Origin of the sequence: Paenibacillus sp. FSL R7-0179, from assembly GCF_038002265.1 — a bacterium.
Taxonomy (GTDB): domain Bacteria; phylum Bacillota; class Bacilli; order Paenibacillales; family Paenibacillaceae; genus Paenibacillus_AQ.
Genome location: NZ_JBBOCC010000002.1, coordinates 17,501 through 42,145 on the forward strand (window position 1 = coordinate 17,501; position 24,645 = coordinate 42,145).

Consider the following 24,645-nt stretch of genomic DNA (forward strand, 5'->3'; position numbering starts at 1 on the left):
GCGGTGAATACGTTCCCGGGTCTTGTACACACCGCCCGTCACACCACGAGAGTTTACAACACCCGAAGTCGGTGGGGTAACCCGCAAGGGAGCCAGCCGCCGAAGGTGGGGTAGATGATTGGGGTGAAGTCGTAACAAGGTAGCCGTATCGGAAGGTGCGGCTGGATCACCTCCTTTCTATGGAGAATCGTCTTCTGCAATGAAGACATTCAAATCGGAAGCTTCGCTTCCAAACCAATCAGGTTTAGGCCTGTTACTCACTCGTTGGTCAGTTTTGAGAGTTTAAGCTCTCTTCTTTACCTTTGATCCTTGAAAACTGGATACCGAAACGAATTTGCGTTTTAGAACATCTTTTAGCTGAAACTTGTGTAAGCAAGTGGAAATAGTTATTAGTTGCTACCGTGATTTTCCTAACGGAAAACACATTGGTTAAGCTACTAAGAGCACACGGAGGATGCCTAGGCGCCAGGAGCCGACGAAGGACGTGGCGAACAACGAAACTGCCTCGGGGAGCTGTAAGCAAGCTTTGATCCGGGGGTGTCCGAATGGGGAAACCCAGCTGTGGTAATTCGCAGTTACTCGTATCTGAATACATAGGATACGCAGAGGCAGACCAGGGGAACTGAAACATCTAAGTACCCTGAGGAAGAGAAAACAATAGTGATTCCGTCAGTAGCGGCGAGCGAACGCGGAACAGCCTAAACCAAGGGGCTTGCCTCTTGGGGTTGTGGGACGTCTCACATGGAGTTACAAAGGAATAGGGTAGGCGAAGAGGTCTGGAAAGGCCCGCGATAGAGGTAAAAGCCCTGTAGCCGAAATGGTATTCTCTCCGAGACGGATCCCGAGTAGTGCGGGGCACGTGAAACCCCGTATGAATCCAGCAGGACCATCTGCTAAGGCTAAATACTACCTGGCGACCGATAGTGAAACAGTACCGTGAGGGAAAGGTGAAAAGCACCCCGGAAGGGGAGTGAAATAGAACCTGAAACCGTGTGCTTACAAAAAGTCAGAGTCCTCTTTATGGATGATGGCGTGCCTTTTGTAGAATGAACCGGCGAGTTACGTTTAACATGCAAGGTTAAGGTGAGAAGCCGGAGCCGCAGCGAAAGCGAGTCTGAATAGGGCGACTGAGTATGTGGACGTAGACCCGAAACCGTGTGATCTACCCCTGTCCAGGGTGAAGGTGCGGTAACACGCACTGGAGGCCCGAACCCACGCATGTTGAAAAATGCGGGGATGAGGTGGGGGTAGCGGAGAAATTCCAATCGAACTCGGAGATAGCTGGTTCTCCCCGAAATAGCTTTAGGGCTAGCCTCGGTGAATGGAGTGGTGGAGGTAGAGCACTGATTGGGTGCGGGGCCCGCAAGGGTTACCAAGCTCAGTCAAACTCCGAATGCCATTTACTTCTTGCCGGGAGTCAGACAGTGAGTGCTAAGATCCATTGTCAAAAGGGAAACAGCCCAGACCATCAGCTAAGGTCCCCAAGTGTGTGTTAAGTGGGAAAGGATGTGGAGTTGCACAGACAACCAGGATGTTGGCTTAGAAGCAGCCACCATTGAAAGAGTGCGTAATAGCTCACTGGTCGAGTGACTCTGCGCCGAAAATGTAACGGGGCTAAACACACCACCGAAGCTATGGCTAGATACTTTGTATCTGGGGTAGGGGAGCGTTGTGTAGGGGTTGAAGGTGTACCGTAAGGAGCGCTGGACACTACACAAGTGAGAATGCCGGTATGAGTAACGAAAAGATCAGTGAGAATCTGATCCGCCGAAAGCCCAAGGTTTCCTGAGGAAGGCTCGTCCGCTCAGGGTAAGTCGGGACCTAAGGCGAGGCCGACAGGCGTAGTCGAAGGACAACAGTTTGAAATTACTGTACCACCGTAATCCGCTATGAGCGATGGGGTGACGCAGGAGGGTAGTGACGCGGACTGATGGATGTCCGTCTAAGCAGTGAGGCTGGTGTGCAGGCAAATCCGCACACCGTAAGGCTGGGCTGTGATGGGGAGCGAAAATTACAGTAGCGAAGGTCATGATCTCACACTGCCAAGAAAAGCCTCTAGCCAGGAGAAGGTGCCCGTACCGCAAACCGACACAGGTAGGCGAGAAGAGAATTCTAAGGCGCGCGGAAGAACTCTCGTTAAGGAACTCGGCAAAATGACCCCGTAACTTCGGGAGAAGGGGTGCCTCGGTAGGGTGAATAGCCCGAGGGGGCCGCAGTGAAAAGGCCCAAGCGACTGTTTAGCAAAAACACAGGTCTGTGCGAAGCCGTAAGGCGAAGTATACGGGCTGACGCCTGCCCGGTGCTGGAAGGTTAAGGGGAGCGGTTAGGAGCAATCCGAAGCTGTGAACCGAAGCCCCAGTAAACGGCGGCCGTAACTATAACGGTCCTAAGGTAGCGAAATTCCTTGTCAGGTAAATTCTGACCCGCACGAATGGCGTAACGACTTGGGCGCTGTCTCAACGAGAGATCCGGTGAAATTTTAATACCTGTGAAGATGCAGGTTACCCGCGACAAGACGGAAAGACCCCATGGAGCTTTACTGCAGCTTGATATTGAATTTGGGTACGATCTGTACAGGATAGGTGGGAGCCGTTGAAGCAGGAGCGCAAGCTTCTGTGGAGGCGCCGTTGGGATACCACCCTGATCGTATCTAGGTTCTAACCTAGTACCGTAACCCGGTACGGGGACCGTGTCAGGCGGGCAGTTTGACTGGGGCGGTCGCCTCCTAAAGAGTAACGGAGGCGTTCAAAGGTTCCCTCAGAATGGTTGGAAATCATTCGCAGAGTGCAAAGGCATAAGGGAGCTTGACTGCGAGACCTACAAGTCGAGCAGGGACGAAAGTCGGACTTAGTGATCCGGTGGTACCGCATGGAAGGGCCATCGCTCAACGGATAAAAGCTACCCTGGGGATAACAGGCTTATCTCCCCCAAGAGTCCACATCGACGGGGAGGTTTGGCACCTCGATGTCGGCTCATCGCATCCTGGGGCTGAAGTAGGTCCCAAGGGTTGGGCTGTTCGCCCATTAAAGCGGTACGCGAGCTGGGTTCAGAACGTCGTGAGACAGTTCGGTCCCTATCTGTCGTGGGCGCAGGAAATTTGAGAGGAGCTGTCCTTAGTACGAGAGGACCGGGATGGACGTACCGCTGGTGCATCAGTTGTTCCGCCAGGAGCATGGCTGAGTAGCTACGTACGGACGGGATAAGCGCTGAAAGCATCTAAGCGTGAAGCCCCCCTCAAGATGAGATTTCCCAACATGTAAGACCCCTTGAAGACGACGAGGTAGATAGGTTGGAGGTGGAAGTGCAGCAATGCATGGAGCTGACCAATACTAATCGGTCGAGGGCTTATCCAAAAAACTACCCCAAAAAGTGAAGATGACGCTGACGAAGCGGATTCCGAGTACTTTCCGGGGGCCCCGTAAGAAGGGCGAGCGCAGATTCGTTTCGGATTCAGTTTTCAGGAATCAAATTCCTGAAGCATTTACGTTGTAAATGCCCGTTTGGTGGCGATAGCGGAGGGGTTCCACACGTACCCATCCCGAACACGACCGTTAAGCCCTCCAGCGCCGATGGTACTTGGACCGAAGGGTCCTGGGAGAGTAGGACGCCGCCAAGCGGACCATCCACACACATTGTGGTATTTTTTTTGCCTAATTGTTTACATATTCCCTGATAGCTCAGTTGGTAGAGCACTCGACTGTTAATCGAGTTGTCACAGGTTCGAGTCCTGTTCGGGGAGCCATATGGAGAGGTGTCCGAGTTTGGCCGAAGGAGCACGATTGGAAATCGTGTAGGCGCCACAAGCGTCTCGAGGGTTCGAATCCCTCTCTCTCCGTAGCTGTACTTCCCTGCAAGGGGATGAGAACCCTCTGTGGTTCGTTGGAGCATAAGCTTCGTTAGCACTACATCGCAATCTCGTAACGAAGTGAAGAGTATCCCTCTCTCTCCGTAGCGTTACCTCCCTGCAAGGGGATGAGAGTAAATGTATTTACAGCATGGCTCGTTGGTCAAGGGGTTAAGACACCTCCCTTTCACGGAGGTAACATGGGTTCGAATCCCATACGAGTCACCACTTTCTTCTTTGGATGATGGGATGAGAATTCCCTGGGTTCGTTGAAGCATAGGCATCGTAAGGAATACTTCGCAATCTCGTAACGGAGTGAAGAGTATCCCAAACGAGTCATATATGGAGGCTTAGCTCAGCTGGGAGAGCATCTGCCTTACAAGCAGAGGGTCGGGGGTTCGAACCCCTCAGCCTCCACCATCTTTCTTAACCGAATAGATTTTGTACAATGACGCGGGGTGGAGCAGCCCGGTAGCTCGTCGGGCTCATAACCCGAAGGCCGCAGGTTCAAATCCTGCCCCCGCAACCAATCTTGACAAAGTACTAAACCTGGAACCGTGGTGTAGTTGGCCTAACATGCCTGCCTGTCACGCAGGAGACCGCGGGTTCGAATCCCGTCGGTTCCGCCATTTTAATTGGTATTAAGACATGAGGGATTGAGCATCCTATATCTCGAAGTATAGAGTATCCATCCGATTCCGTAGTATTTTGCTAATTATAATATTGGGGATTAGCCAAGCGGTAAGGCAACGGACTTTGACTCCGTCATTCATAGGTTCGATTCCTATATCCCCAGCCATCTATTTTCGATTGTTTCTCTTATGAGAGCCATTAGCTCAGTTGGTAGAGCACCTGACTTTTAATCAGGGTGTCGAAGGTTCGAGTCCTTCATGGCTCACCATTTTCTTGTAACGTGTGCGCGTGTGGCGGAATGGCAGACGCACCAGACTTAGGATCTGGCGTTTCACGACGTGGGGGTTCAAGTCCCTTCACGCGCACCATGTTTTTGCGGACGTGGCTCAGCGGTAGAGCATCGCCTTGCCAAGGCGAGGGTCGCGGGTTCGATTCCCGTCGTCCGCTCCATATAGATTTTGCGCCCTTAGCTCAGCTGGATAGAGCGTTTGACTACGAATCAAAAGGCCGGGAGTTCGAATCTCTCAGGGCGCGCCATATATTGCTTCCTTGAATTATCTAAGTGTCCGTCAGATTCGAACGAGTTCGTTGGAGCATATGCTTCGATAGGATTACTTCGCAATCGGATGCGTTGCATCCGTATCTCTCAGGGCGCGCCATTACTACTTCATTAATTATTAACGGGATGTAGCTCAGCTTGGTAGAGCACCTGGTTTGGGACCAGGGGGTCGCATGTTCAAATCGTGTCATCCCGATATTTCATTTCACCTATGCGGGTGTAGTTCAATGGTAGAACTTCAGCCTTCCAAGCTGATAGCGTGGGTTCGATTCCCATCACCCGCTTATATCTGTATCACGTGAGTCTGTCATCCCTATAGGGATGACAGACTTTTTTGCTATTCGGATATGTATGCGAAAAATCGAATACGTTCGCTGCTGATGAGCTATATAAGGAGAATGTATGCGGAAAACCGAACACAATAGAATTCAGAGTATCTATGGTTAATTTGGCTAAGCTGTAGCAGTCAAATGGCAGCCAGAAGGCAGAGAGATGGAGAAAAGTAAGCTCCGTTTAGAGTGGTATTAGCACCAGTATCCTTCACCCGCTAGGGCGATCTTCTTGTATGGCCGGGATTGCAATAGTATTGAAGGGCGTTATGTTTCTATAGAACTGATATAGTATAACTATTGGACTATTGGATCATAGGCAACACTTACTTGGAAGCTGAGGAGCATTTGTTATGACAGACAAAGTAATACGGATTTTTAGAATCATTAACGCTATTCAGTCGAACCCCGGGATTACTGCAGCAGATTTGGCCTTTAGGTGCGAGGTGAATATTAGAACGATCTACAGGGATCTTGAGGTGATCAGCCATTTTGCTCCGGTTACGAATGAGGGAAGGGGCACGGGGTACCGGTTCATGGGGAAGTTCTTTTTGTATCCGCTGGATTTCTCGGAGCAGGAGTCGCTGGCGTTCTCTTTGCTGCCTTCGGTACTGAACCAGGATAGAATTCCGCCGGGTTTTCATTCTGCGTATGACAAGGTGATGGGTACTCATCTGAAGGAGAAATCGCGGCAAAATGGCCTGCTGGAGAATATCGCGGATATTATTCAAATGGGCACCCCGGCCTACCGCAAGGAAAGCCGGAACTTCCTGCAGCCGCTGATTGGAGCAATTCTGGAGCAGCGCAGCATCCGTACGGTATACCACTCGCAATCAAGCAACGTCACTACGGCGCGGAAGATTGACCCGTATTATCTGATCCCGCGGGATCAGCGCTTTTATCTCATTGGCTATTGTCATCTGAAGGGCGCCATCCGTACGTTCCGGATCAGCCGGTTTGAGCAGGTGGAGATGACGGCATCCACTTTTGATAAGGGGAATTTCAATATTAAGCAGTATCTGAAAAACACCTGGTCGATCAACCGGGGAACCCGGAATGTCACGTTCAAGGTACGGTTCGATCCGGAGGTGGCGCGTTACATTAAGGAAGAGGAGCTGTTCGTGCAGCCGCGGATGAGCGAAGAAGGCGATGGAACACTGCTGTTCGAAGTCACGGTTAATAATGAGAAGGAGTTCATCAAGTGGATTCTGCAGTATGGCCCAAATGCGGAGATTCTGGAGCCGGAGTCGGCCAGGGAGCACTTGAAGGAGCGGCTGGAGCATTGGCTGGATGTGTATCAGCAGTAGCCGCAGACTACAATATTACATAATATGGAATAAAAAATGTCGAAAAGGTTAGATTGAATAGCTCAACTGGAGAATAAAGGCTTTTTTAGAGAGATATATGCCCTGAATGAATTGACCGGAGCGGTGAAGCAGGTTATTATTGGAATATAATGGAATGATAGGAGGCAAGATAGAAATTGCTGGAACTGGATGGGATGAATGAAGACTCTTTGACTGATATGCTTAAAGTCTCGTTCTCATGGGAGAACTGGGCGGCAATTCTCGAGATTTCAGACAAGCTCTTTGAACTTGCAGTTCTAACCTACGGCTCCCATCAACAGGGTGCAAAGAAGTATTTTTTGAAAAAAAATATAGTGTATTATCTCGGCTACAGCGCGTGCATGAAGGGGATTGCCTATCAAAAGCTCGGTAACCTCGCTGAATCAAGAAAATGTATAGGCTTGTATTCAGATTTGAGCTGGATCAAGGATGTGGATCAGGAAGCTGCCGCAGAAGTGGAATACTACAGGAACATTGCGATAGCCAACACCTTCGTCATTGATCTGCTGGAAGGAAAGGTAGAAGTTCTCCCTGATTATGTTGAATTCATTCGCACAGGGGACCAGGAGGAGCTGCTTGCCTGCCTGATTACTGTGCTGGAATCTGCCATTAAGTACAATTTTTCTATCGATTGGGTACTGGATGAATTCAATGAGCAGCTACAGGAACTAAGCTGCAGAGAGAAACAGGAAGATATCAGATACTACATAGACTATATGCATCTTAGTGCAATTTATTTGTATAAAAGGGAGAAAATTCATGATGCAATTAATTTGACTCTCTATATTTTGGTAATAAGTAGTAAACTTTATGACGGGACAGGCTTTAGGAAGATCGTGTCGTTTTATGAGCATATCCGAAGCCATGCGACCGCAGAACAACAAGAATCTTATCAAAATATAATGAAAAATATCTTAGAGAGGGAGTTTTTAAAAGATGAAAAAGGCGATCTCGTTATTAACAGCCGTATTGTTGATTAGCGCAAGCGTAGTGGTAACAACGGCAAGCGCAGGCGGCCAACTTTCCGCAGCCTCCGGCAATATCTCTATTAACAATCACGGAGCAGGCCACTAGTCTATAATCTCTCTGTCTCATGAATCTGGAAATATAATCTGCATATCATGCAAAAAAGGGGTAAGCGACGATGCTTATCCCTTCTTTGCTGCGGAAAGAGGTTACTCTGTTACAGCCAATCCCAGTCCTTCTGCAATTCGCCGTCCAAACTCCGGATCGGCTTTGTAGAAGTGGCCAATCTGGCGGAGCTTGATCTCCTCAGACTCTACTGGAGTCATGGCACCTACAATATTGCTTACGAGCCGGGCACGCTCTTCTTCGCTAAGCAGACGGTACAGGTCACCCGGCTGGGTGTAGTGATCGTCATGATCATAAGACACGCTATCCGCCTGGCCGGAGACTTCAAAAGCAGCTGCCTTATGCTGCGCTGACTCGGTTGCCCCGCCGGAGCTGTTAGGCTCGTAGTAGACGGAGCTTCCCCCGTTATTCGTAGCATTCATCGCGCCGTCGCGCTGATTATTGTTGACCTCGGCGATGGGGCGGTTAATCGGCAGATGGTTATGGTTCGCTCCTACCCGGTAGCGGTGGGCATCCCCGTATGCGAACAGGCGGCCCTGAAGCATTTTATCCGGAGAAGCCTCTATGCCTGGAACGAATGAGCCGGGGGAAAAGGTGGCCTGCTCCACTTCGGCGAAGTAATTCTCAGGATTGCGGTCCAGCACCATGCGGCCTACCTCAATCAGCGGATAATCCTTCTGTGACCACACCTTGGTTACATCAAACGGATCGAAGCGGTAGGTGTCGGCATCCTCCACAGGCATAATCTGCACATGCAGCCTCCAGGCCGGGAAGTCTCCTGTATCAATGGCGTTGAACAAATCCTCTGTATGATAATCCGGGTTCTCCCCGGCTAGCTGTGCTGCCAGCTTAACATCGAGATTCTTGACGCCCTGCTCTGTCTTGAAGTGGTATTTCACCCAGACAGCTGCGCCTTCGGCATTCACCCACTTGAACGTATGGCTGCCGAAGCCATGCATATGGCGGAGAGTAGCCGGGATGCCGCGGTCAGACATCAGAATCGTTACCTGGTGCAGAGACTCGGGAGAGAGGGACCAGAAGTCCCAGACCGCATTCGGGTTCTTCAGATGGGTCTGCGGATGACGCTTCTGGGTATGGATGAAGTCCGGGAATTTGATGGCGTCACGGATGAAAAAGACAGGCGTGTTATTGCCGACCAGGTCGTAGTTGCCTTCCTCGGTGTAGAATTTCACAGCAAAGCCGCGCGGATCACGCACGGTATCGGATGAGCCCAGTTCCCCGGCTACGGTAGAGAAACGGATGAACATCGGGGTGCGTTTGCCGACCCCGGACAAGAAGGCCGCCTTCGTATATTGGGAGAGATCATTGGTGACTTCAAAATAACCGTGGGCACCGGCACCCTTGGCATGAACGACCCGCTCAGGAACACGCTCACGGTTGAAGTGGGCCAGCTTCTCCAGCAAATGGACATCCTGCAGCAGTACGGGGCCACGGGCACCGGCGGTCATTGAATTCTGGTTGTCGCCTACGGGGGCGCCCCAGCTAGTCGTTAGCTTGTTGTTATTGTTTGTGGTCATGAACACAATCACCTCGTATAGGATTTGATTTTAGAATAAGTATAAGTTTTATAATAGCAAGAATTTAAATAAAATCAATCTTTTTTTATAATCATTATTATTAAGCTTATGTAGAATAAGGAAGGTTGATGATACAATCGGAACAAAAAACTCCCGCCCGCAGCAGCGGACAGGAGGAGGGATTCGTGAACAGAAGCGGAGTAGTAAGGAGATGAAGTTGGCGGGAGCAAGAACTACTGCAAGTTAGCTTGTGATATACATCCGGTTATAGTATTCATCCAGCATGCGCTTGGTAGCGAATTCGGTGCGGGTGGTCTCGATGCTGCGGTGCATCATCTGCACCCACTTGGCCTGATCCTCATAAAAGACGGGGAGGACGCGGTTCAGAAGGGTCTCGTAGAGTGCATCGCTGTCATGCTGGTCAAGCACCGCAAAATCGGTGGTCTCGAAGCCATCGCCGATCTGCCAGCCGTTCTCGCCGTCGATACAGGCCTCCGGCCACCAGCCGTCCAGGATGGAGCAGTTCAGAACGCCGTTCATGGCGGCCTTCATCCCGGAGGTTCCGCTGGCTTCGAGCGGTCTGCGCGGATTGTTCAGCCAGATGTCAGAGCCTCGGGTCAGCTGGGCTCCGATGGTCATATCGTAGTTTTCCAGGAAGACTACGCTTTTTGGATATTTGCGCATCATGGCTACAAGATTGCTGACGATCCGCTTGCCGTTGTCGTCCAGCGGGTGCGCCTTGCCGGAGAAGACAATCTGAATCTTGCCGCTCTCCAGGTACGGCTCTATAATGTCCGGCTGGGAGAAGATCAGGTCACTGCGCTTGTAGGGAGCAGCGCGCCGGGAGAACCCGATCAGCAGCTGATCTGCATTCAGGGCGATGCCGGAGCGTTCTTCGATGAAGCCGATCAGCTCCTGCTTGATCTCCTTGTGCACGGCCCACAGGTCGCCGCCCTCTTCATAAGCGCGGGTCATCCGTTCATCTACCCAGGTAGGGGTGTGAATCGCATTGGTGATGCCGATGATGGCTGATCTGCCGGCGACTTCCTTCCACATTTTGTTCGCGGTGTCGGCATGAAGCTGGGCAACCGCATTCGAGATCCGCGACAGCCGCAGGCCGGCAACGGTCATGTTAAAGGGTTCTCCGCCAATCCGTTCCATTTGTGCCCGTGTTAAGCCATTAAAAGCCCCCATATATTCCAGACGATCCAGCGGGTGGGTCTCGTTGCCTTCCTTAATCGGTGTATGTGTAGTGAACACAACCTCTTCCCGTGTAGCCTTCCAGGCTTCTTCAAAGGTACTGCCGCCGGACATCTTCTCCCGGATCAGCTCGATCGCAGCAAGCGCTGCATGACCCTCGTTGAAGTGATAGACATCGATCTTAATGCCCAGGGCGCGCATGGCTTTGACTCCGCCGATGCCCAGCACGATCTCCTGGGCTATCCGCTCTTCCCCGAACCAGCCGTAGAGCTGGCCGGTAATCCAGGCATCACTGTTCTCCGGGATATCGGTGTCGAGCAAATAGAGCGGACGGTTGCCGAAATGGTCTGTTTTCCACACTTTGCAGACCACATCAGTCTTTCTGACTTTTACCGTGACCCTGACGCCTGTATCTTCCAGGAAGTCGTACACATAGTTGTGGTAAGCGTCGTAGGGGTTGCCGTGTGCATCAATCTTCTGGTCCGTGTAGCCCTGTTTCCATTTGAGTCCGATGGGGATGATAGGTGCCCCGATATCCTGCGCGCCCTTGATGTAATCTCCGGCCAGAATGCCTAAGCCTCCGGCGTACATTTTGAAATCGGAATGCAGTCCATACTCCATGCTGAAATAAGCTACTGACGGTAAGTGGTTCTCGCTCACTTGATAAGCCTCCTAAATGCGATTTAGATGGTACTGCGAATAAGAATTGCTGCAGGCTGTATCTAAGATGCAAACGTTTGCTCAATAAGGCAAGACAAGCTCTGGAAGCGATTGCACCATCATTCTAGCATATTTATCCTTAAAAAGCACAGCGAAGTTTCGGTAACGGCTGGCTGCCTGCGGAGCCGATAAATAAAATTTGATTAACCTGCCGGAAGGCCATAAGATAAGGGGAGAATAAATGTACAAGGTTCATCTAAATCATAAGCTAAACCATAAATCAAACAATAAACCAAGTGGTGGTGTAAAGGATTGAGTATAGTTGTTATTGGAAGTCTGAATATGGATATGGTCGTGCGGGCAGAGCGTGCGCCGGAGGCCGGGGAAACGCTGTTCGGTCAGGGGTTTGCTCTGTCTCCGGGCGGTAAAGGGGCGAATCAGGCCGTTGCGGCGGCCAGACTTGGCGCGGATGTGACAATGATCGGCAGAGTGGGGAAGGATGCTTTTGGCAGCGGACTGCTGGAGATTATGGAGCAGGAGCGGGTCCATACCGAGTATATCTCGCAAAGCGAATCCCAGGCTACAGGGGTTGCTTCCATTGTGGTCGACGGGTCCGGTGAGAACCGGATCATTGTGGTGCCTGGTGCGAATGTGGAGATGAAGCCGGAGGATATTGAAGCGCTTGAGACCGTGATCAGCGGAGCAGGGATCGTGGTGATGCAGCTGGAGACGGATCTGGCGATGTGCGAGGCTGCGGCAGTCCTGGCGTTCCGGCATGGGATTCCGGTGATTCTTAATCCGGCTCCGGCCCAGCCGCTGAGCGACGAGATGCTGCACCATGTGACCTACCTGACTCCGAATGAGACAGAGGCGGGGATTCTGGCCGGTATCTCTGTGGACAGTGTGGAGGATGCAGAGCGTGCCGCCCGGATGATGCTGTCAAAAGGGGTCCGGCACGTGATTGTAACGCTTGGCTCCAAAGGAGCGCTAATCGTGGATGCTGCCGGAAGCCGGCATGTCCAGGGCTTCCCGGTGCAGGCGGTAGATACGGTAGCTGCCGGGGATTCCTTCAACGGGGCGCTGGCCTGGCAGCTGACCTGCGGCAGGACGCTGGAAGAAGCGGTCCGCTTCGCCAATGCTGTCGGTGCGCTGGCGGTTGGCAAGAAGGGGGCGATTGCTTCCCTGCCCAGACTGGAAGAGGTGGAGCAGTTCCTGCGGGCAGCTGCTGATGCGGAGTCTCGTGAGCAGTAGATCATAGTAGATAATAGACAAATTAAGCGGGGAGCGTCAGAGGAAGCTCTGAGACTCCGGGTCCGCTAAGGAGCTGACACGTTTGAGCGGTACAGTAACTGTTAAGAATATAACCCTCGGAGAAGGGATGCCCAAAATCTGTGTTCCGCTGGTCGGAACGACGCGTACTGAGCTGCGTGCAGAAGCTGAGGCGCTAATCGCGCTGGCACCGGATATGGTGGAGTGGCGCAGTGATTTCTTCAAGGAGGTGGAAGATATTAATGCGGTAACCCAGGTATTGGAGGACATTCAGCGCCTGCTGCCGGAGGTTCCGCTGATCTTCACCTTCCGCAGCGCCAGGGAAGGCGGCGAGAAAAAAATCTCCTCGGCCTATTACTTCCGTCTGATCCAGGCGGCGGCAGAGAGCGGGCTGGTGGATATGGTGGATGTGGAGCTGTTCCAGGAGGAAGCGGAGGTGCGCAGACTGATTGCAGCAGCGCATAGTCAGGCGGTGTTCGTGATTCTCTCGAATCATGACTTCCACGGGACGCCGTCCGAGGAAGAGATTGTCTCCCGGCTGCGCCGGGCGCAGGAGCTGGGCGGCGATCTGCCGAAGATTGCCGTCATGCCGCAAGGTCCAGCCGATGTGCTGACCCTGCTGGCGGCGACCAACCGGATGCAGGAGCAGTATGCGGACCGTCCGATTATTACGATGGCGATGAATGGGGAGGGCGTGATCAGCCGGCTGGCCGGAGAGATCTTCGGCTCGGCGCTGACCTTCGGTGCGGCGCATAAGCCTTCGGCACCGGGGCAAGTGGCGGTTGCCGAGCTGCGCGGTGTGCTGGAACTGCTGCACCGCAGCTTGTAGCGGCTGCCGGTTCAGACGCAGCAGGAGTGGAGATGGACAGGGGTGTTTCCGGCCGGTGAAACGGTGGAAGCACCCTTTTGCATGTAAAGAGAGATAGTAAATAGCGGACAGAGTTTGAAACTGTAGCAGTCCATGCCCTACAATGGAGGCAACCAAGTAGAAGGGGCGGAGCGCTGATGACAGAATTGATTCTGGTGGTGGAGGATGAGGTGAGAATTGCCCGTCTGCTGCAGATTGAGCTGGAATGCGAGGGATACCGTGTGACCATTGCCGGGAGCGGCCATCAGGGGCTGGAGATGTATCAGGAGCAGCAGCCGGATCTGTTATTGCTGGATGTGATGCTGCCTGGATTCAGCGGTATAGAGCTCTTGCGGCGAATCAGGGCAGGTGATCCCGATACGCCGGTTCTGCTGCTTACAGCCAAAAGTTCAGTAGAGGATAAAGTGTCAGGCCTGGACCTTGGGGCCAATGATTATATTACGAAGCCGTTTCAAATTGAGGAGCTGCTGGCGCGTGTCCGTGCTGCGCTACGGCTGGCCTCGGGTCGAAAGAGAGAGGAAGCCGTCAACCTGCTGCTGGCAGATGATCTGGAGCTGAACGAAGCTACGCGGGAGGTGAAGCGGGCAGGCCGGAGCATCGAGCTGACGCCCCGGGAGTTCGACCTGCTGGTCTACCTGCTGAAGAATAAGCGGCAGGTTCTGAACAGGGAACAGATCATGGCTGCCGTCTGGGGGTACGATTATTACGGCGATACGAATATTGTGGATGTCTATATCCGCTATGTCCGCAAAAAAATTACGCTGGACCACCAGCCTGAACTGATTCATACCGTGCGGGGCGTTGGTTATGTGCTAAAGGATGCTCCATGAAGCTGCGGAGCACCATTCATCTGTATTCCAGCGTGCTGTTCGCCGTGCTGCTTATCCTCATGAACCTGTTCATCTATGCCGTATTCAGCCGAATGTCACTAGACAGCCAGCTCGGGCAGGCTTCTGCCGAGACGGCCAGAATCGCTGCCGCGATGAGAAAAGCGGGAGACGGGGTGACGGCACCGGAGCTGCTCCGGGCTTATGTGCCGGTGGAAGGAATGCTGCGGCTGCTTAGTGCAGACGGAAGCGGACCGGCACCGGTTACCTCAGCCTCCGGGCAGGAGATCAGCCGGATGAAGCCGGTCTACTATTCCGTGAAGCAGGCCGAGCGGGTCCGGGTGGATGGACGCTTGTATGCGTTCGTGAGCGTTCCGGTCATCTGGACAGACGGGAACGTCCTAAATCTCCAGATGACCAAAAGTCTGGAGGGCACGATGGATACGCTATGGGTGTTGCGGATGGTCCTGGCCGGGGCTACGCTTGCGGCACTGCTTCCGCTGCTGCTCTCCAGCCGCCTGTTGTCGGGCCTGATCATGCGGCCTATCGTCCAAATGACGGCGACTATGCGGGAGATTCAGCGCAGCGGTAAATTCCGCAGGCTTCCGCTGGAGGCACACTCGAAGGATGAGCTGGTGGAGATGGGGCATACCTTCAACGAAATGATCGGCCTCCTGGAGAGTAATTATGTGAAGCAGGAGAAATTCGTATCAGATGCCTCCCATGAGCTGCGTACACCGCTGACGGTTATTGAGAGCTATGCCAGCCTGCTGAAGCGCAGAGGACAGGATCACCCGGAGCTGTTCGATGAATCGGTTGAGGCCATCCATTCCGAAGCTGTGCGGATGAAGGAAATGACGGAGCAGCTTCTGCTGCTGGCGAAGCACCCGGAGCAGTGGGAGCTGGAGCTGAAGGTGATCGGTCTGGAGGAGCTGGTGCGTTCTTCGGCGAAGGCTTTTCGTAATGCGTACGGGAGAGAGGTCATAGTTCAGGTCGAAGGGCCGGCTGAGGGCTACAGCGATGAAGCGAAGCTCCGGCAGCTGCTGTTCATCTTCTTGGACAATGCCCGCAAATACAGCGATGAGCAGATAACCGTGCGTATTGAGGCTTCCGGGCAGGAACGGATGATAGTGATTACCGACCGCGGCATTGGAATTCCGCCGGAGGAGCTGCCGAAAATCTTCGACCGTTTCTATAGAGTGGATGAGGCGAGAACCCGTGAGAACGGAGGAGCAGGCCTGGGGCTGTCACTTGCCGCAGAGATCGCGGGAGCGATTGGAGCGGAGTTGTCCATGGATAGTACGGTAGGCCTGGGAACCTCGGTGACGATCCGTATGGCTGCGGACCGCAGGGGAGGTGGACAATGAAGCAGAATCCAAGGAACAAGAGCAAAATATACAAGACAGTCATAGGTATGGTTGTCTTCCTGCTGCTGTCTGTGGTTGCCTTCCGGATATTCGGGAAGGATTCCGAGCCGCTGTTATCCAGAGATCAGGCTACGCTGGCTGTGCTGAGCGAATATCCCGGTAAGGTAGACAGTCTGAAGCTGCAAGCTGGAGCTTATGTAGCAGAGCTTCAGACGGAGCAGGGACGGTATGAGCTGAAGCTGGACGGAGTTACCGGCGAGATTCTCTCCATCGTGCTGCTGAAGCGCACGGACGAACCGGCGGTGCAGCCTACGCCTGCCGCTACTCCAGCTCCATCTGGCGGAGCTGCTGTTACTCCGTCACCTGCACCTACCCCAGGGGGGCAGAGCGTAGTCTCCGAAGCGGAGGCTGTCAGGCTGGCTCTGCTTGAGGTACCGGGGAAGCTGGACGATGTGGATACGGAAATCGATGCGGCGGGCGCTTATTATCTGGTGGAGATCCATACTTCAGACGGACGGGAGGCCGTAGTCCAGGTCAACGCAATCTCGGGCCATATTATGTCTGTGACCTGGGAAGAGCCGGATGGGGACGATTCCTAGGGCAGATTCTTTTTCTCAGCGAATTCTAATGTTGCTCCCGCTGTTCTCTCAGATTGTAGCGTTATAGTTACTACAAGAAGCAGCGAAGAATGAACTTAGGAGGCGTTAACATTGAAGACAAAGATATGGAGCAGTATTACGGCGGCAGCACTTATTCTCGGGGGCGCTTATGGTATAGGCGAGCTGAAGGGCAATACGGCAGATGCAGCTGCATCAGTGAAGAGTCAGAGCCAAACGTTGATCAGTGTAAGCCGGGCTGAGCAGATTGCCTTGAAGGCAGCTCCGGGACTGGTGGAGAGCATCGATCTGGAGAAGAAGGCCAGCGGCACGTATTATGAGATCGAAATTCAGCAGACCAAGCAGGAGATCGATGTCCGGGTAGATGCGTATTCGGGAAAAGTGGTCAGCGTGCGCAAGGATGCAGACAAGGATGACTCTCATAAGGCAGCTCCGGCCTCAGGCGGGAAGCTGATTACCGCAGGCAAGGCGGCTGAGGTAGCCCAAGCTGCTGTGAAGGGGACGGTCACCGAGATTGATCTGGACCGGGATCACGGGGGCGCTGTCTATGAGATTGAAATCAGGAACGGACAGATCAAGACAGAAGTAGGTGTCGATGCGTATACTGCCAAGGTTGTGTATACCGATGTTGATTCTGACGACGATGACGATTGAGCCGGAATAACGTTTCAGCACGATAAAAGAGAGGCAGCCGGATTGAACGGCTGCCTCTTTGCTATGCCAAACTATTACGTCTGCTGCTTCGCTCCAGTATACACATGCACCGCATCCCGCAGGAACGCTGCCATGCCCGGGCGGCGCTGGTCGTAATAAGCGGTGAAGCGCTCATCATCGACATACATCTGGGCAACACCGGCATGGGCTTCCTTGGTATACGTATCCCAGTAGAAGCTTAGCCACTGACGGTGCAGGTCAGCGGCCTTCTGCGCCAGCTCGCTGGCCGAATCGCCTTCCTCCATCGCCTGCTCCAGGGACGCGAACATGTCAGCCTCAAGCTGTTGAAGGGCAGCGTACTGCTCCTCTGTCATATGGCTCAGCTTGCGGTTCGACTGCTCCACGGCTTCTTCTCCGTATTTCTCCCGGATCTCCTGCCCGTATTTCTGCTCGTTATCGTCAATCAGCTTCTGCTTGAAGCCTGCGAATTTCTCCTGATCGCTCATTATACTTCTCCCTTCTGTGTGTGCAATGGTCTGCTCAACGTTAGCGATGAGCCGGTCCAGCTGCTGTCTTCGCTGAAGCAGCTGGTCATGATGCTCGCGCAGGGCGCGGGCCCCGTCGAAGGAGGGCGAATGGACAATGTCCCTGATCGCCTCCAGGCTTAAGCCCAGCTCCCGGTAGAACAGAATCTGCTGCAGCAGGTCCACCTCGGCCTGGCCGTAGATCCGGTATCCCGAGGAATTGATTCTGGCCGGCTTCAGAATGCCGAATTCATCATAATACCGCAGGGTCCGTGCACTGATCCCCGCAAGTGTCCCCAGCTTCTGCACCGTATATTCCATGGTCCTGTCTGCCTCCAATCTGTCTTAGCGTGTACAGCAGAGAACGGGTTCAAGGCGTTCCCGCCGGGTAAGCGGCCGCTTACAAATCTAACTGTACACTTTGACGTAACGGCAAGGTCAACTCTTAATTTGTAGAATAACCAGACAACAGGGCCGGTAACCGGGGGGGAGTGGAAAAGCAAACAGCGGCAACCGTCCTGGTCTATGCCTGGGACGGTTGCCGCTGCTGTGCTCGCGTATGGGTTATTTCTTGCCGAGCTGGGCGGCGAAATACGCCTTAAGCTCTGCCAGCTTCCGGGGGTCCGCCAGGGCATCCTCCGCAGGGAAGTAATGCTCGGCAACCAGCTCCCAGGTGGGGACGATTTTCTGGGCGGTCATCGCTTTGATAGCGATCTTAACCGTCTTGCGCTCCCGCGCATTCGAGAAGGTATCGACATAATGCTGGGACCGTCCGAAGTCCAGCTCGCTGAAGACTGCGCGGAAGATCTCAGCCGTCATCTTGGCATCATCCAGCGCGCGGTGCGCGGAGCCGGAAGGCTCAAGGCCAAAGAGGGCCATCGCCCCCTCGACGCTGATGTCGTTACTGAGGCCGCGGGCACGCAGTACGCCCTTGAGCAGGTCGAAGTAGGTCGCTTCCATCCAGTAGGCATCATCCATCTTGTGCATCCGCACATCCTGGATGATCCGCTTCATATCCTCGCCGCCCCAGGTTAAGAGCAGCACGCCGTCAGCGCTCTGGTCAAGCCACGCTCTGAAGGCGGCAATGACCTTCGGGAACCGGCTGGCGACGTCGATATCCTCCTGGGGGATGCCGGTTTTTTTCTTAATAAATGAATTCAGGGTGGAGAAGTATATGGGTTTGATTAAGGCTGAGAATTCATCCTTAACCTGCAATGAAGCGTCTAACCGGACCGCTCCGATCTCAATGACCTCCATGGGATGCTCGCTGGCAAATTTGCGGCCGTTGAATTCGATGTCCAGAATAATATAATCCACAGGTAATGCCTCCGTTTCAGTGACTGGCGCCAAGATTGCACGGAAATGCGCCGACCCTTCTATTTTAGCAAAAAAAGAGGCTGCATGGGAAATAAGGAAGGAGAAATGGCATAAATCGGAAGCAAAATATTATCAAGCTTAATCGCTGGCTCAGGTGTGACATTTCTCTCTAAATCGGGTAATGAACTAGATAGTCTGTCAATCAGGGCTGTTCTTGAAGGGAGGGAAGGCTATGAAACTGTATGTAACCGTCAAAAGCCTGGGCAAACGCAAGTCGGTGCTTGAGCGCAAGGAGCTGCTGCTTGCATCCCGTCCGCAGACGCTTCGCGCGCTGATCTCGGAGTTGGTGGCCGGGCAGGTGCAGGCGATGCTGGAGCGCCAGGAGCAGGGGGAGCTGATCTCCTACCTGACTGCAACTGAAATTGCGGAGCAGGGCGGGAATGGCAAAGTCGGTTTCGGAGCGGTCTATGGCGAAGCGAAGCCGGAGGTGGAGCAGGCTACGGCCGCGGCGCTGCTTGCTTACGAAGACGGGCTGTACAAGGTGTTCGTGCAGGAACAGGAATGCTCCGCGCTCGATGAACCGCTTGTGATTGAAGAGGGCAATGAGCTGACGCTGATCCGGTTCACGATGCTGGCCGGAAGATTATGGTGAGGGAGATGACAGGATGAAGTTCGGAAATGAACAATGGGAGACCGAGTGGTACGAAGAGATCGAGAGTAAAGCAAAGGGTCTCAAAGGCGAAGGTGCAGAGCTGGCAGTTCTGCTGGCCGGGTTCAGCAAGACCCGCTACCTTCATGAAGGAGAAGACTCGCTGGACCGCTTTATTGCTATACTGGAAGCGCGTGCAGACGCTGCCCGGAGTGATTTTGCCGGTTACTGGGAGCCGTTGTTCCAAGTCATGCAGCAGCTCTACAGCGCTCATACCGTTGAGCTGGCCCGTTACATAGTTAAACATGCCGTGGAATATCCCTATTCGATAGGGTATATGCGCCGGCCGTTCCGTACCCGGGAGGTTCAGCCGCACCGGCTGCAGATCCTCCGCAAAATCAATGCTCTCATCTATATGGAGATGGTCGAATTCTCGCTGCCGGATTATTTGAAGGGTGGTCTGGATAAGGATTACAGTACCTCCTACCGTGTGGATGTGGCCGTCCCGGATGTTGTCGCCTATGAGCTGGACCGTGGCGGCAGCGGGATGGAGGATCTGCTCAAGGAAGCCGTCTATGGAGATAATCAGGGGGCGCAGCTCAGTCACAGTATGCTGAAGGGTGTTTTCCTTAGCCACAATGAGGCGGCTGTCCAGATGGTGGGCGAGCTGCTGGTTGCTGCACGTCTGCAGGAGGGGCTGCGGCAGTCGATTGTGGAGCGGATGGATGAGGGGACGATAGCGAATAACCTCTATATGCTGAAGGTGATTCTCGACAATGATCTCGTGCGCTACAGCTCGGTGGTACGTGCTCTGGGCGTATGGACAGGCATGGGTCTGGAAGCGCAGAACCAGCGGGTGGCGAAGCAACTGGTGGAGGGAGCCTATCAGGTGCTGACGGATGAAGTACTGCGCGAGGAATGGCTGAGCAGTGAGAATGCCAACCATGTCTACCTGGGCTTGTGGGCTACGGCCGTGTATGAAGAGAACGATCTGATCGGCAAGGTTGACGTTCTCATGGAGCAGGGACTGCGGTACCAGAAGATTGTCGCCCAGTACGTGCTCTCGAACAGCCAGAACCAGGAGGTCCGCCTGCGCAGCGCCCGGCAGCATCTGAGCGAGCAGGAGCCGGAGCTGCTGTACTGGATTCTGATGAACTACAACTACGATTATGACCGGATGTGGAGAGGGCCGAAGGATAACGGTCCAAGGATCGAGGTCAGAACCACCCCCCAGCTTGCGGATAAAAGCGAGCGTCGGCGCGACTTCAGCCTCCTGATGGACATCTTCCTGAATCCGGCCAGCCGGGAGCAGACCGGCCCGTCCAAGGTGCTGGATTTCGTGCAGGTTAACTATACCCGTGATCTGCCGGTACAGAAGATGCTCTATCTGATCTCCTATGACATGGACCCGGCCTGGGTGAACGAGCTGCTTGCCCATAAGGACAAGCTGAGCCCGGATATGCGCGGGGAGCTGCTGAACTACTTCGTGCAGGATGCAGAGGATGCTGTGCAGCGGGAATTCATTTTCGCCAGCCTCTCGGACAAAAGCATGAAGAACCGCGAGCTGGCGCTGAAGCTGGCGCAGGAGCTGACGCTGGCAGAGGAGGAGCTGCTGATGGCCGAAGGGCTGCTGAAGCTCAAGACCGGCACGCTGCGCCAGAGCGTCACCCTGATGCTGCTTAATCAGCCGGAGGAAACGCTGAAGGCCTCCATCCGCAGGCTGGTGCAAGGCAAGAATGCCCTGCAGCGGCAGGCGGGACTTGAGATAATGACCGTGCTGTTCGAGGATGAAGAGCGGCAGGGGCTGTTCGAAGCGGTGCGGCCGCTGGCAGAGGAGCTGGTGAAGCCTTCTGACCAGGAGCGTGAGCTGATCGCCAGGCTGAGCCGGAAGAACGAGTATACCAAGGCGAACAGCTTCGGTTTGTTCGATCCGAAGCAGACGGAGGAGTGGCTGGCTCAGCCGCCGGCAACGGATGGATTCACGTGGGATCAGGTGTTCAAGCTGTCGCTGGAGCAGATCAAGAAGTTTCTTAAGGATCTGGACAACACTGTTCACAAGCACCGCGATGTGGAGTATGAGGTCGAATACTACAGCGGATACAAGGATACGCTGCTGATCGGGACCACGCTTAGACCGTTACAGGGGTATTTTGTGAACGATGAGGAAGGCAGCCGTTCTGTTCTGGAGCAGTACCCGTTGCCACAGGTGTGGGCAGAGTTCTGGGACAAAAGCGGCTGGAGCGCCCGGGACCTGATGGAGCTGAACTTCTATATGAGCCTGGAAGAGCTTGATGAGACCCTGGATAACTATGACGGCTACGATACGATGGGCATTGATGACGATGAACTCAGCAAGCAGAAGCTGCTGTCAGGCTGGCGGAAGGAATTCGCGGCCAAGGTCTACCCGCTGGAGCAGCTTGAGGCTGTGATGAAGCTGGTGGACAAGCTGAAGTACAGATGGCAGGTCGAGTCGCTGCTGGATGCGTTCCGCGCCGACCATAAGAGCCCGGAGAGCTTCCGGCTGGTAAATGGTGCAGTGAACACCCTGGTGGCTGCCTTCCCGGAGGAGAAGCTGGAGGCGGACTGGCCTTTCCTCTCGGTTCTGGCTGATCCGTGGATCGACATGGTCCAGAAGCTGTGGAAGGGACCGGAGGAATTCAAGGAGATGTTCCATACCTGCTACCGGTTCGAGGAGATCAGCGGCGGCGAAGAGCGGGACAGCATCATCGGGCTGAAGCACTATGTCGAGGCCTTCACCGGTGGGATCATCCGTGAAGAGACGCTGCTTAAGGAGCTGCTGCTGAGCAGTGATGCGCGCAACCATATGCGGTGGATCAGCTCACGCATGTATGATTGGATTGAAGGCAGTCCGCAGATGGTTGAGCTTCGTACCCGGATCATCGACCGTCTGCTGGCGGTTGAGCTGGGGCGCGGCGACCTGCCGACCGAGGTGACGGGCATGACGATGGGGCTGCAGCGGATCGAGGGGCTGGAGTACTGTATCCGCATCCTGTCCGGGCTGAACAAGGACACCTTCGTGCGCGGGTATGTGTATGGCTATGGCGACAATATTACGAAGAAGGAATCCTTCAGCCATCTGCTTAAGGTATGTTATCCGCGCGAGGGCGACAATGCGGAGCGTCTGAAGACCTTGCTGCAGGAGTACAAGCTGTCCGATCAAAAGCTGCTGGAAGCCGCCATGTACGCCCCGCAGTGGATCGAGATCATTGCCGAATACCTGGGCTGGGAAGGGCTGCGGAGCGGGGCCTGGTACTTCCATGCCCACATCAACGAGAGCTTCTCGGCCGAGAAGGAGACGGTGGTGGCGCATTACTCGCCGATCACCCCGCAGGAGTTCAACGACGGCGCCTTCGATGTGAACTGGTTCCAGTCGGCGTATGAGGCGCTTGGCGAGGAACGGTTCGAGCTGCTCTATGATTGTGCCAAGTATATCTCCGCCGGTGCGAATCACCGCCGCTCCCAGCTGTTCGCTGATGCTACGCTCGGCAAGCTGAGCCTGGAGGAGATGAAGGAGTCTGTTGAGCAAAAGCGCAATAAAGAGCATCTGCTCAGCTATAGCCTGATTCCGCTGAAGGCAGACCGCGAGAAGGATATCCGTGAGCGGTATGAATTCATCCAGCGCTTCCTGGCGGAGAGCAAGCAGTTCGGCGCACAGCGCCGCGCCAGCGAAAGCGCGGTGGCGCAGATTGCGCTCGGCAACCTGGCGCGCAATGCCGGCTATGCCGATGTGACCCGCCTGATCTGGGATATGGAGGCGCGTAAGCTGGACGAATATGCCGCGTACTTCGAGCCTTTTGCGCTGGACGACGAGACTTATGTCTCGCTCAGCATCGACGAAGAGGGGCAAAGCGATTATGTGGTCACGAGCAAGGGGAAGGCGCTGAAGTCGGTACCGGCGCGCTTCAAGAAGCATGAGCGGATCGAAGCGCTGAAGGAGGCCAAGAGCGATTTGACTGGCCAGTTCCGCCGCGCCCGCGCTGAGCTGGAGCGGTCGATGGCGTCCGGCGGGACCTTCACGCCGGGTGAGATTGCCGGGCTGAGCCGGAATCCGGTGCTGGCTCCGCTGATCAGCAAGCTGGTGCTGAGGAGCGGCGATGCGCTGGGATATTACGATGCAGACCAGGCAGCGCTGGTAAGCCCGTCGGGTGAACGGCACGCTGTAGACGAAGAGGCGGTGCTGCAGATTGCCCATCCGCTGGACTTCTACCGCAGCGGACAATGGAGCCTGTACCAGAAGGATCTGTTCGACCGTCAGCTCCGACAGCCGTTCAAGCAGGTCTTCCGCGAGCTGTATCTGCCGAATGAGGATGAGCTGGCCCATGGCGTGCTGTCCCGCCGTTATGCGGGCCATCAGGTACAGCCGAGTAAGACGGTCGCCCTTCTCAAGGGGCGGCAATGGACAGTCAGCTATGAGGAAGGATTGCAGAAGGTGTTCTATGCCGAGAACCTGATTGTCCGGCTCTATGCTATGGCGGACTGGTTCTCGCCGGCGGATACCGAAGCGCCGACACTGGAGACGGTGCAGTTCTTCGACCGGAAGACCTACAAGGGCGTGCCGCTGGATCAGGTGCCGCCTGTGCTGTTCTCGGAGGTTATGCGCGATGTGGATCTTGTCGTCAGCGTAGCGCATGTGGGAGGCGTCGATCCGGAAGCCAGCCTGACAACTGTAGAGATGCGCCGGGTGATCGTCAGCGAGTCGCTGCGGCTGCTGAAGATTGAGAACGTCCGGCTTGACGGCAATTATGCACGGATTGACGGTACTCTGGGCGAGTACGCTGTGCATCTGGGCAGCGGCCAGGCGTACAAGCAGGCTGCGGGCGCCCTGTCCATTATTCCGGTGCATTCGCAGCACCGGGGCCGGCTGTTCCTGCCGTTCCTGGACGAGGACCCGCGCACAGCGGAGGTTCTCTCCAAGGTCGTGCTGCTGGCCGATGATACGAAGATCAAAGACCCGCAGATTCTGGCACAGCTGAGCAGATGAGCTGCTGCACGGATGGAGGAACGGACGGTGCACTACCTGCCGCAGCCGTTTATAGAGGGATGCCAAGGCACCGGTGCTGGATTTCAGCGCCGGTGTTTTTTGTCGTGCGGGAGGAGAGGTGCCTCTTAAGGCTGGGCGAAGGCTCGTTGGCCAAATGTAATCGAAAAACCGAATACAATCGGTGCGGCGATGAAGCATGGGGCCCCATGCTTCATCTACAGCCAGTAACATTTATAGAGAAATCCTGCAAGAATTGCAACAATACTACCTCCATAGAAGCGATATATACTGAAATCCTGCCAGAAATGCAACAAATTCAGCGATAACTTGCTCTAAACACCGAAAATTGT

At 54.4% G+C, this 24,645-nt stretch carries 14 protein-coding genes, 13 tRNA genes and 3 rRNA genes (1 of these 30 running past the window's edge); 26 read left to right on the forward strand and 4 right to left on the reverse strand.

Translation table 11 applies throughout. The features are described 5' to 3' along the window. The 18 genes from MKX63_RS16870 to MKX63_RS16955 all read left to right on the forward strand — a co-directional run. Positions 1-177, forward strand: a 16S ribosomal RNA gene (locus tag MKX63_RS16870); it begins 1,384 nt to the left of the window's first position. A 250-nt stretch (positions 178-427) separates the two neighbouring features. Beyond that, positions 428-3,353 (forward strand): 23S ribosomal RNA (locus MKX63_RS16875). A 146-nt stretch (positions 3,354-3,499) separates the two neighbouring features. Beyond that, positions 3,500-3,616: ribosomal RNA gene (gene rrf / locus MKX63_RS16880) — 5S ribosomal RNA — on the forward strand. Together the 16S, 23S and 5S rRNA genes with 13 tRNA genes alongside form the textbook arrangement of a ribosomal RNA operon. A 50-nt stretch (positions 3,617-3,666) precedes the next feature. Then, positions 3,667-3,742 (forward strand) — tRNA-Asn (locus tag MKX63_RS16885). A gap of 3 nt (positions 3,743-3,745) precedes the next feature. After that, positions 3,746-3,835, forward strand: a tRNA-Ser gene (locus tag MKX63_RS16890). Between the two features lie 162 nt (positions 3,836-3,997). Continuing rightward, positions 3,998-4,072, forward strand: a tRNA-Glu gene (locus tag MKX63_RS16895). Between the two features lie 116 nt (positions 4,073-4,188). Beyond that, a tRNA-Val gene (locus MKX63_RS16900) sits at positions 4,189-4,264 on the forward strand. A 32-nt stretch (positions 4,265-4,296) separates the two neighbouring features. Next, a tRNA-Met gene (locus MKX63_RS16905) sits at positions 4,297-4,373 on the forward strand. 22 nt (positions 4,374-4,395) lie between these two features. Further along, positions 4,396-4,473: transfer RNA gene (locus MKX63_RS16910), tRNA-Asp, on the forward strand. A gap of 95 nt (positions 4,474-4,568) precedes the next feature. Further along, positions 4,569-4,643 (forward strand) — tRNA-Gln (locus MKX63_RS16915). Between the two features lie 26 nt (positions 4,644-4,669). After that, positions 4,670-4,745, forward strand: a tRNA-Lys gene (locus tag MKX63_RS16920). 16 nt (positions 4,746-4,761) lie between these two features. Next, a tRNA-Leu gene (locus MKX63_RS16925) sits at positions 4,762-4,845 on the forward strand. 7 nt (positions 4,846-4,852) lie between these two features. Continuing rightward, positions 4,853-4,927: transfer RNA gene (locus tag MKX63_RS16930), tRNA-Gly, on the forward strand. Positions 4,928-4,937: 10 nt separating this feature from the next. After that, positions 4,938-5,014 (forward strand) — tRNA-Arg (locus MKX63_RS16935). Between the two features lie 144 nt (positions 5,015-5,158). Beyond that, a tRNA-Pro gene (locus tag MKX63_RS16940) sits at positions 5,159-5,232 on the forward strand. A gap of 17 nt (positions 5,233-5,249) precedes the next feature. Beyond that, positions 5,250-5,320: transfer RNA gene (locus MKX63_RS16945), tRNA-Gly, on the forward strand. A 398-nt stretch (positions 5,321-5,718) separates the two neighbouring features. Continuing rightward, complete coding sequence (locus tag MKX63_RS16950; RefSeq protein WP_341018728.1) at positions 5,719-6,672, forward strand: helix-turn-helix transcriptional regulator; 954 nt, start codon at positions 5,719-5,721, stop codon at positions 6,670-6,672. Between the two features lie 176 nt (positions 6,673-6,848). Next, the gene (locus MKX63_RS16955) at positions 6,849-7,691 is read left to right on the forward strand and encodes a DNA-binding protein (RefSeq protein ID WP_341018729.1); all 843 of its coding nucleotides are present in this window, start codon (positions 6,849-6,851) and stop codon (positions 7,689-7,691) included. Positions 7,692-7,886: 195 nt separating this feature from the next. Here MKX63_RS16955 and katA read toward each other — a convergent pair whose 3' ends face one another. Both katA and glgP read right to left on the reverse strand, forming a co-directional pair. Continuing rightward, a complete protein-coding gene (gene katA, locus MKX63_RS16960; RefSeq protein WP_341018731.1) occupies positions 7,887-9,341 on the reverse strand; it encodes a catalase KatA in 1,455 nt (484 codons plus the stop codon). A gap of 243 nt (positions 9,342-9,584) precedes the next feature. After that, on the reverse strand, positions 9,585-11,201 hold the full coding sequence (gene glgP, locus MKX63_RS16965) for an alpha-glucan family phosphorylase (RefSeq protein WP_341018733.1): 1,617 nt from the start codon (positions 11,199-11,201) through the stop codon (positions 9,585-9,587). Positions 11,202-11,513: 312 nt separating this feature from the next. Between glgP and rbsK the strand changes: the two genes are divergently transcribed. The 6 genes from rbsK to MKX63_RS16995 all read left to right on the forward strand — a co-directional run bounded on the left by rbsK (position 11,514) and on the right by MKX63_RS16995 (position 16,803). Next, a complete protein-coding gene (rbsK, locus tag MKX63_RS16970; RefSeq protein WP_341018735.1) occupies positions 11,514-12,452 on the forward strand; it encodes a ribokinase in 939 nt (312 codons plus the stop codon). A gap of 82 nt (positions 12,453-12,534) precedes the next feature. Further along, the gene (gene aroD / locus MKX63_RS16975; RefSeq protein WP_341018737.1) at positions 12,535-13,299 is read left to right on the forward strand and encodes a type I 3-dehydroquinate dehydratase; all 765 of its coding nucleotides are present in this window, start codon (positions 12,535-12,537) and stop codon (positions 13,297-13,299) included. A 176-nt stretch (positions 13,300-13,475) separates the two neighbouring features. Beyond that, on the forward strand, positions 13,476-14,168 hold the full coding sequence (locus MKX63_RS16980) for a response regulator transcription factor (protein WP_341018739.1): 693 nt from the start codon (positions 13,476-13,478) through the stop codon (positions 14,166-14,168). After that, complete coding sequence (locus MKX63_RS16985) at positions 14,165-15,532, forward strand: sensor histidine kinase (protein ID WP_341018740.1); 1,368 nt, start codon at positions 14,165-14,167, stop codon at positions 15,530-15,532. The genes MKX63_RS16980 and MKX63_RS16985 overlap by 4 nt, the downstream gene beginning before the upstream one ends. Further along, positions 15,529-16,131 carry a PepSY domain-containing protein gene (locus tag MKX63_RS16990; protein ID WP_341018742.1) on the forward strand — a complete coding sequence of 201 codons (603 nt, stop codon included), beginning with the start codon at positions 15,529-15,531 and terminating at the stop codon, positions 16,129-16,131. The genes MKX63_RS16985 and MKX63_RS16990 overlap by 4 nt, the downstream gene beginning before the upstream one ends. 111 nt (positions 16,132-16,242) lie before the next feature. Further along, positions 16,243-16,803, forward strand: a complete 561-nt coding sequence (locus MKX63_RS16995; protein ID WP_341018744.1) for a PepSY domain-containing protein — start codon at positions 16,243-16,245, stop codon at positions 16,801-16,803. A 74-nt stretch (positions 16,804-16,877) separates the two neighbouring features. Here the strand turns inward: MKX63_RS16995 and MKX63_RS17000 are convergent, their stop codons facing one another. Then, positions 16,878-17,648, reverse strand: a complete 771-nt coding sequence (locus tag MKX63_RS17000; RefSeq protein ID WP_341018745.1) for a MerR family transcriptional regulator — start codon at positions 17,646-17,648, stop codon at positions 16,878-16,880. 243 nt (positions 17,649-17,891) lie between these two features. After that, a complete protein-coding gene (locus tag MKX63_RS17005) occupies positions 17,892-18,644 on the reverse strand; it encodes a 3'-5' exonuclease (protein WP_341018746.1) in 753 nt (250 codons plus the stop codon). Positions 18,645-18,876: 232 nt separating this feature from the next. Between MKX63_RS17005 and MKX63_RS17010 the strand changes: the two genes are divergently transcribed. Beyond that, entirely contained in the window at positions 18,877-19,296 is a 420-nt protein-coding gene (locus MKX63_RS17010; protein WP_341018747.1) for a hypothetical protein, read from the forward strand. A 13-nt stretch (positions 19,297-19,309) separates the two neighbouring features. Then, positions 19,310-24,295 carry a DUF4132 domain-containing protein gene (locus MKX63_RS17015; RefSeq protein ID WP_341018749.1) on the forward strand — a complete coding sequence of 1,662 codons (4,986 nt, stop codon included), beginning with the start codon at positions 19,310-19,312 and terminating at the stop codon, positions 24,293-24,295. The last annotated feature ends 350 nt before the right edge of the window (positions 24,296-24,645 follow it).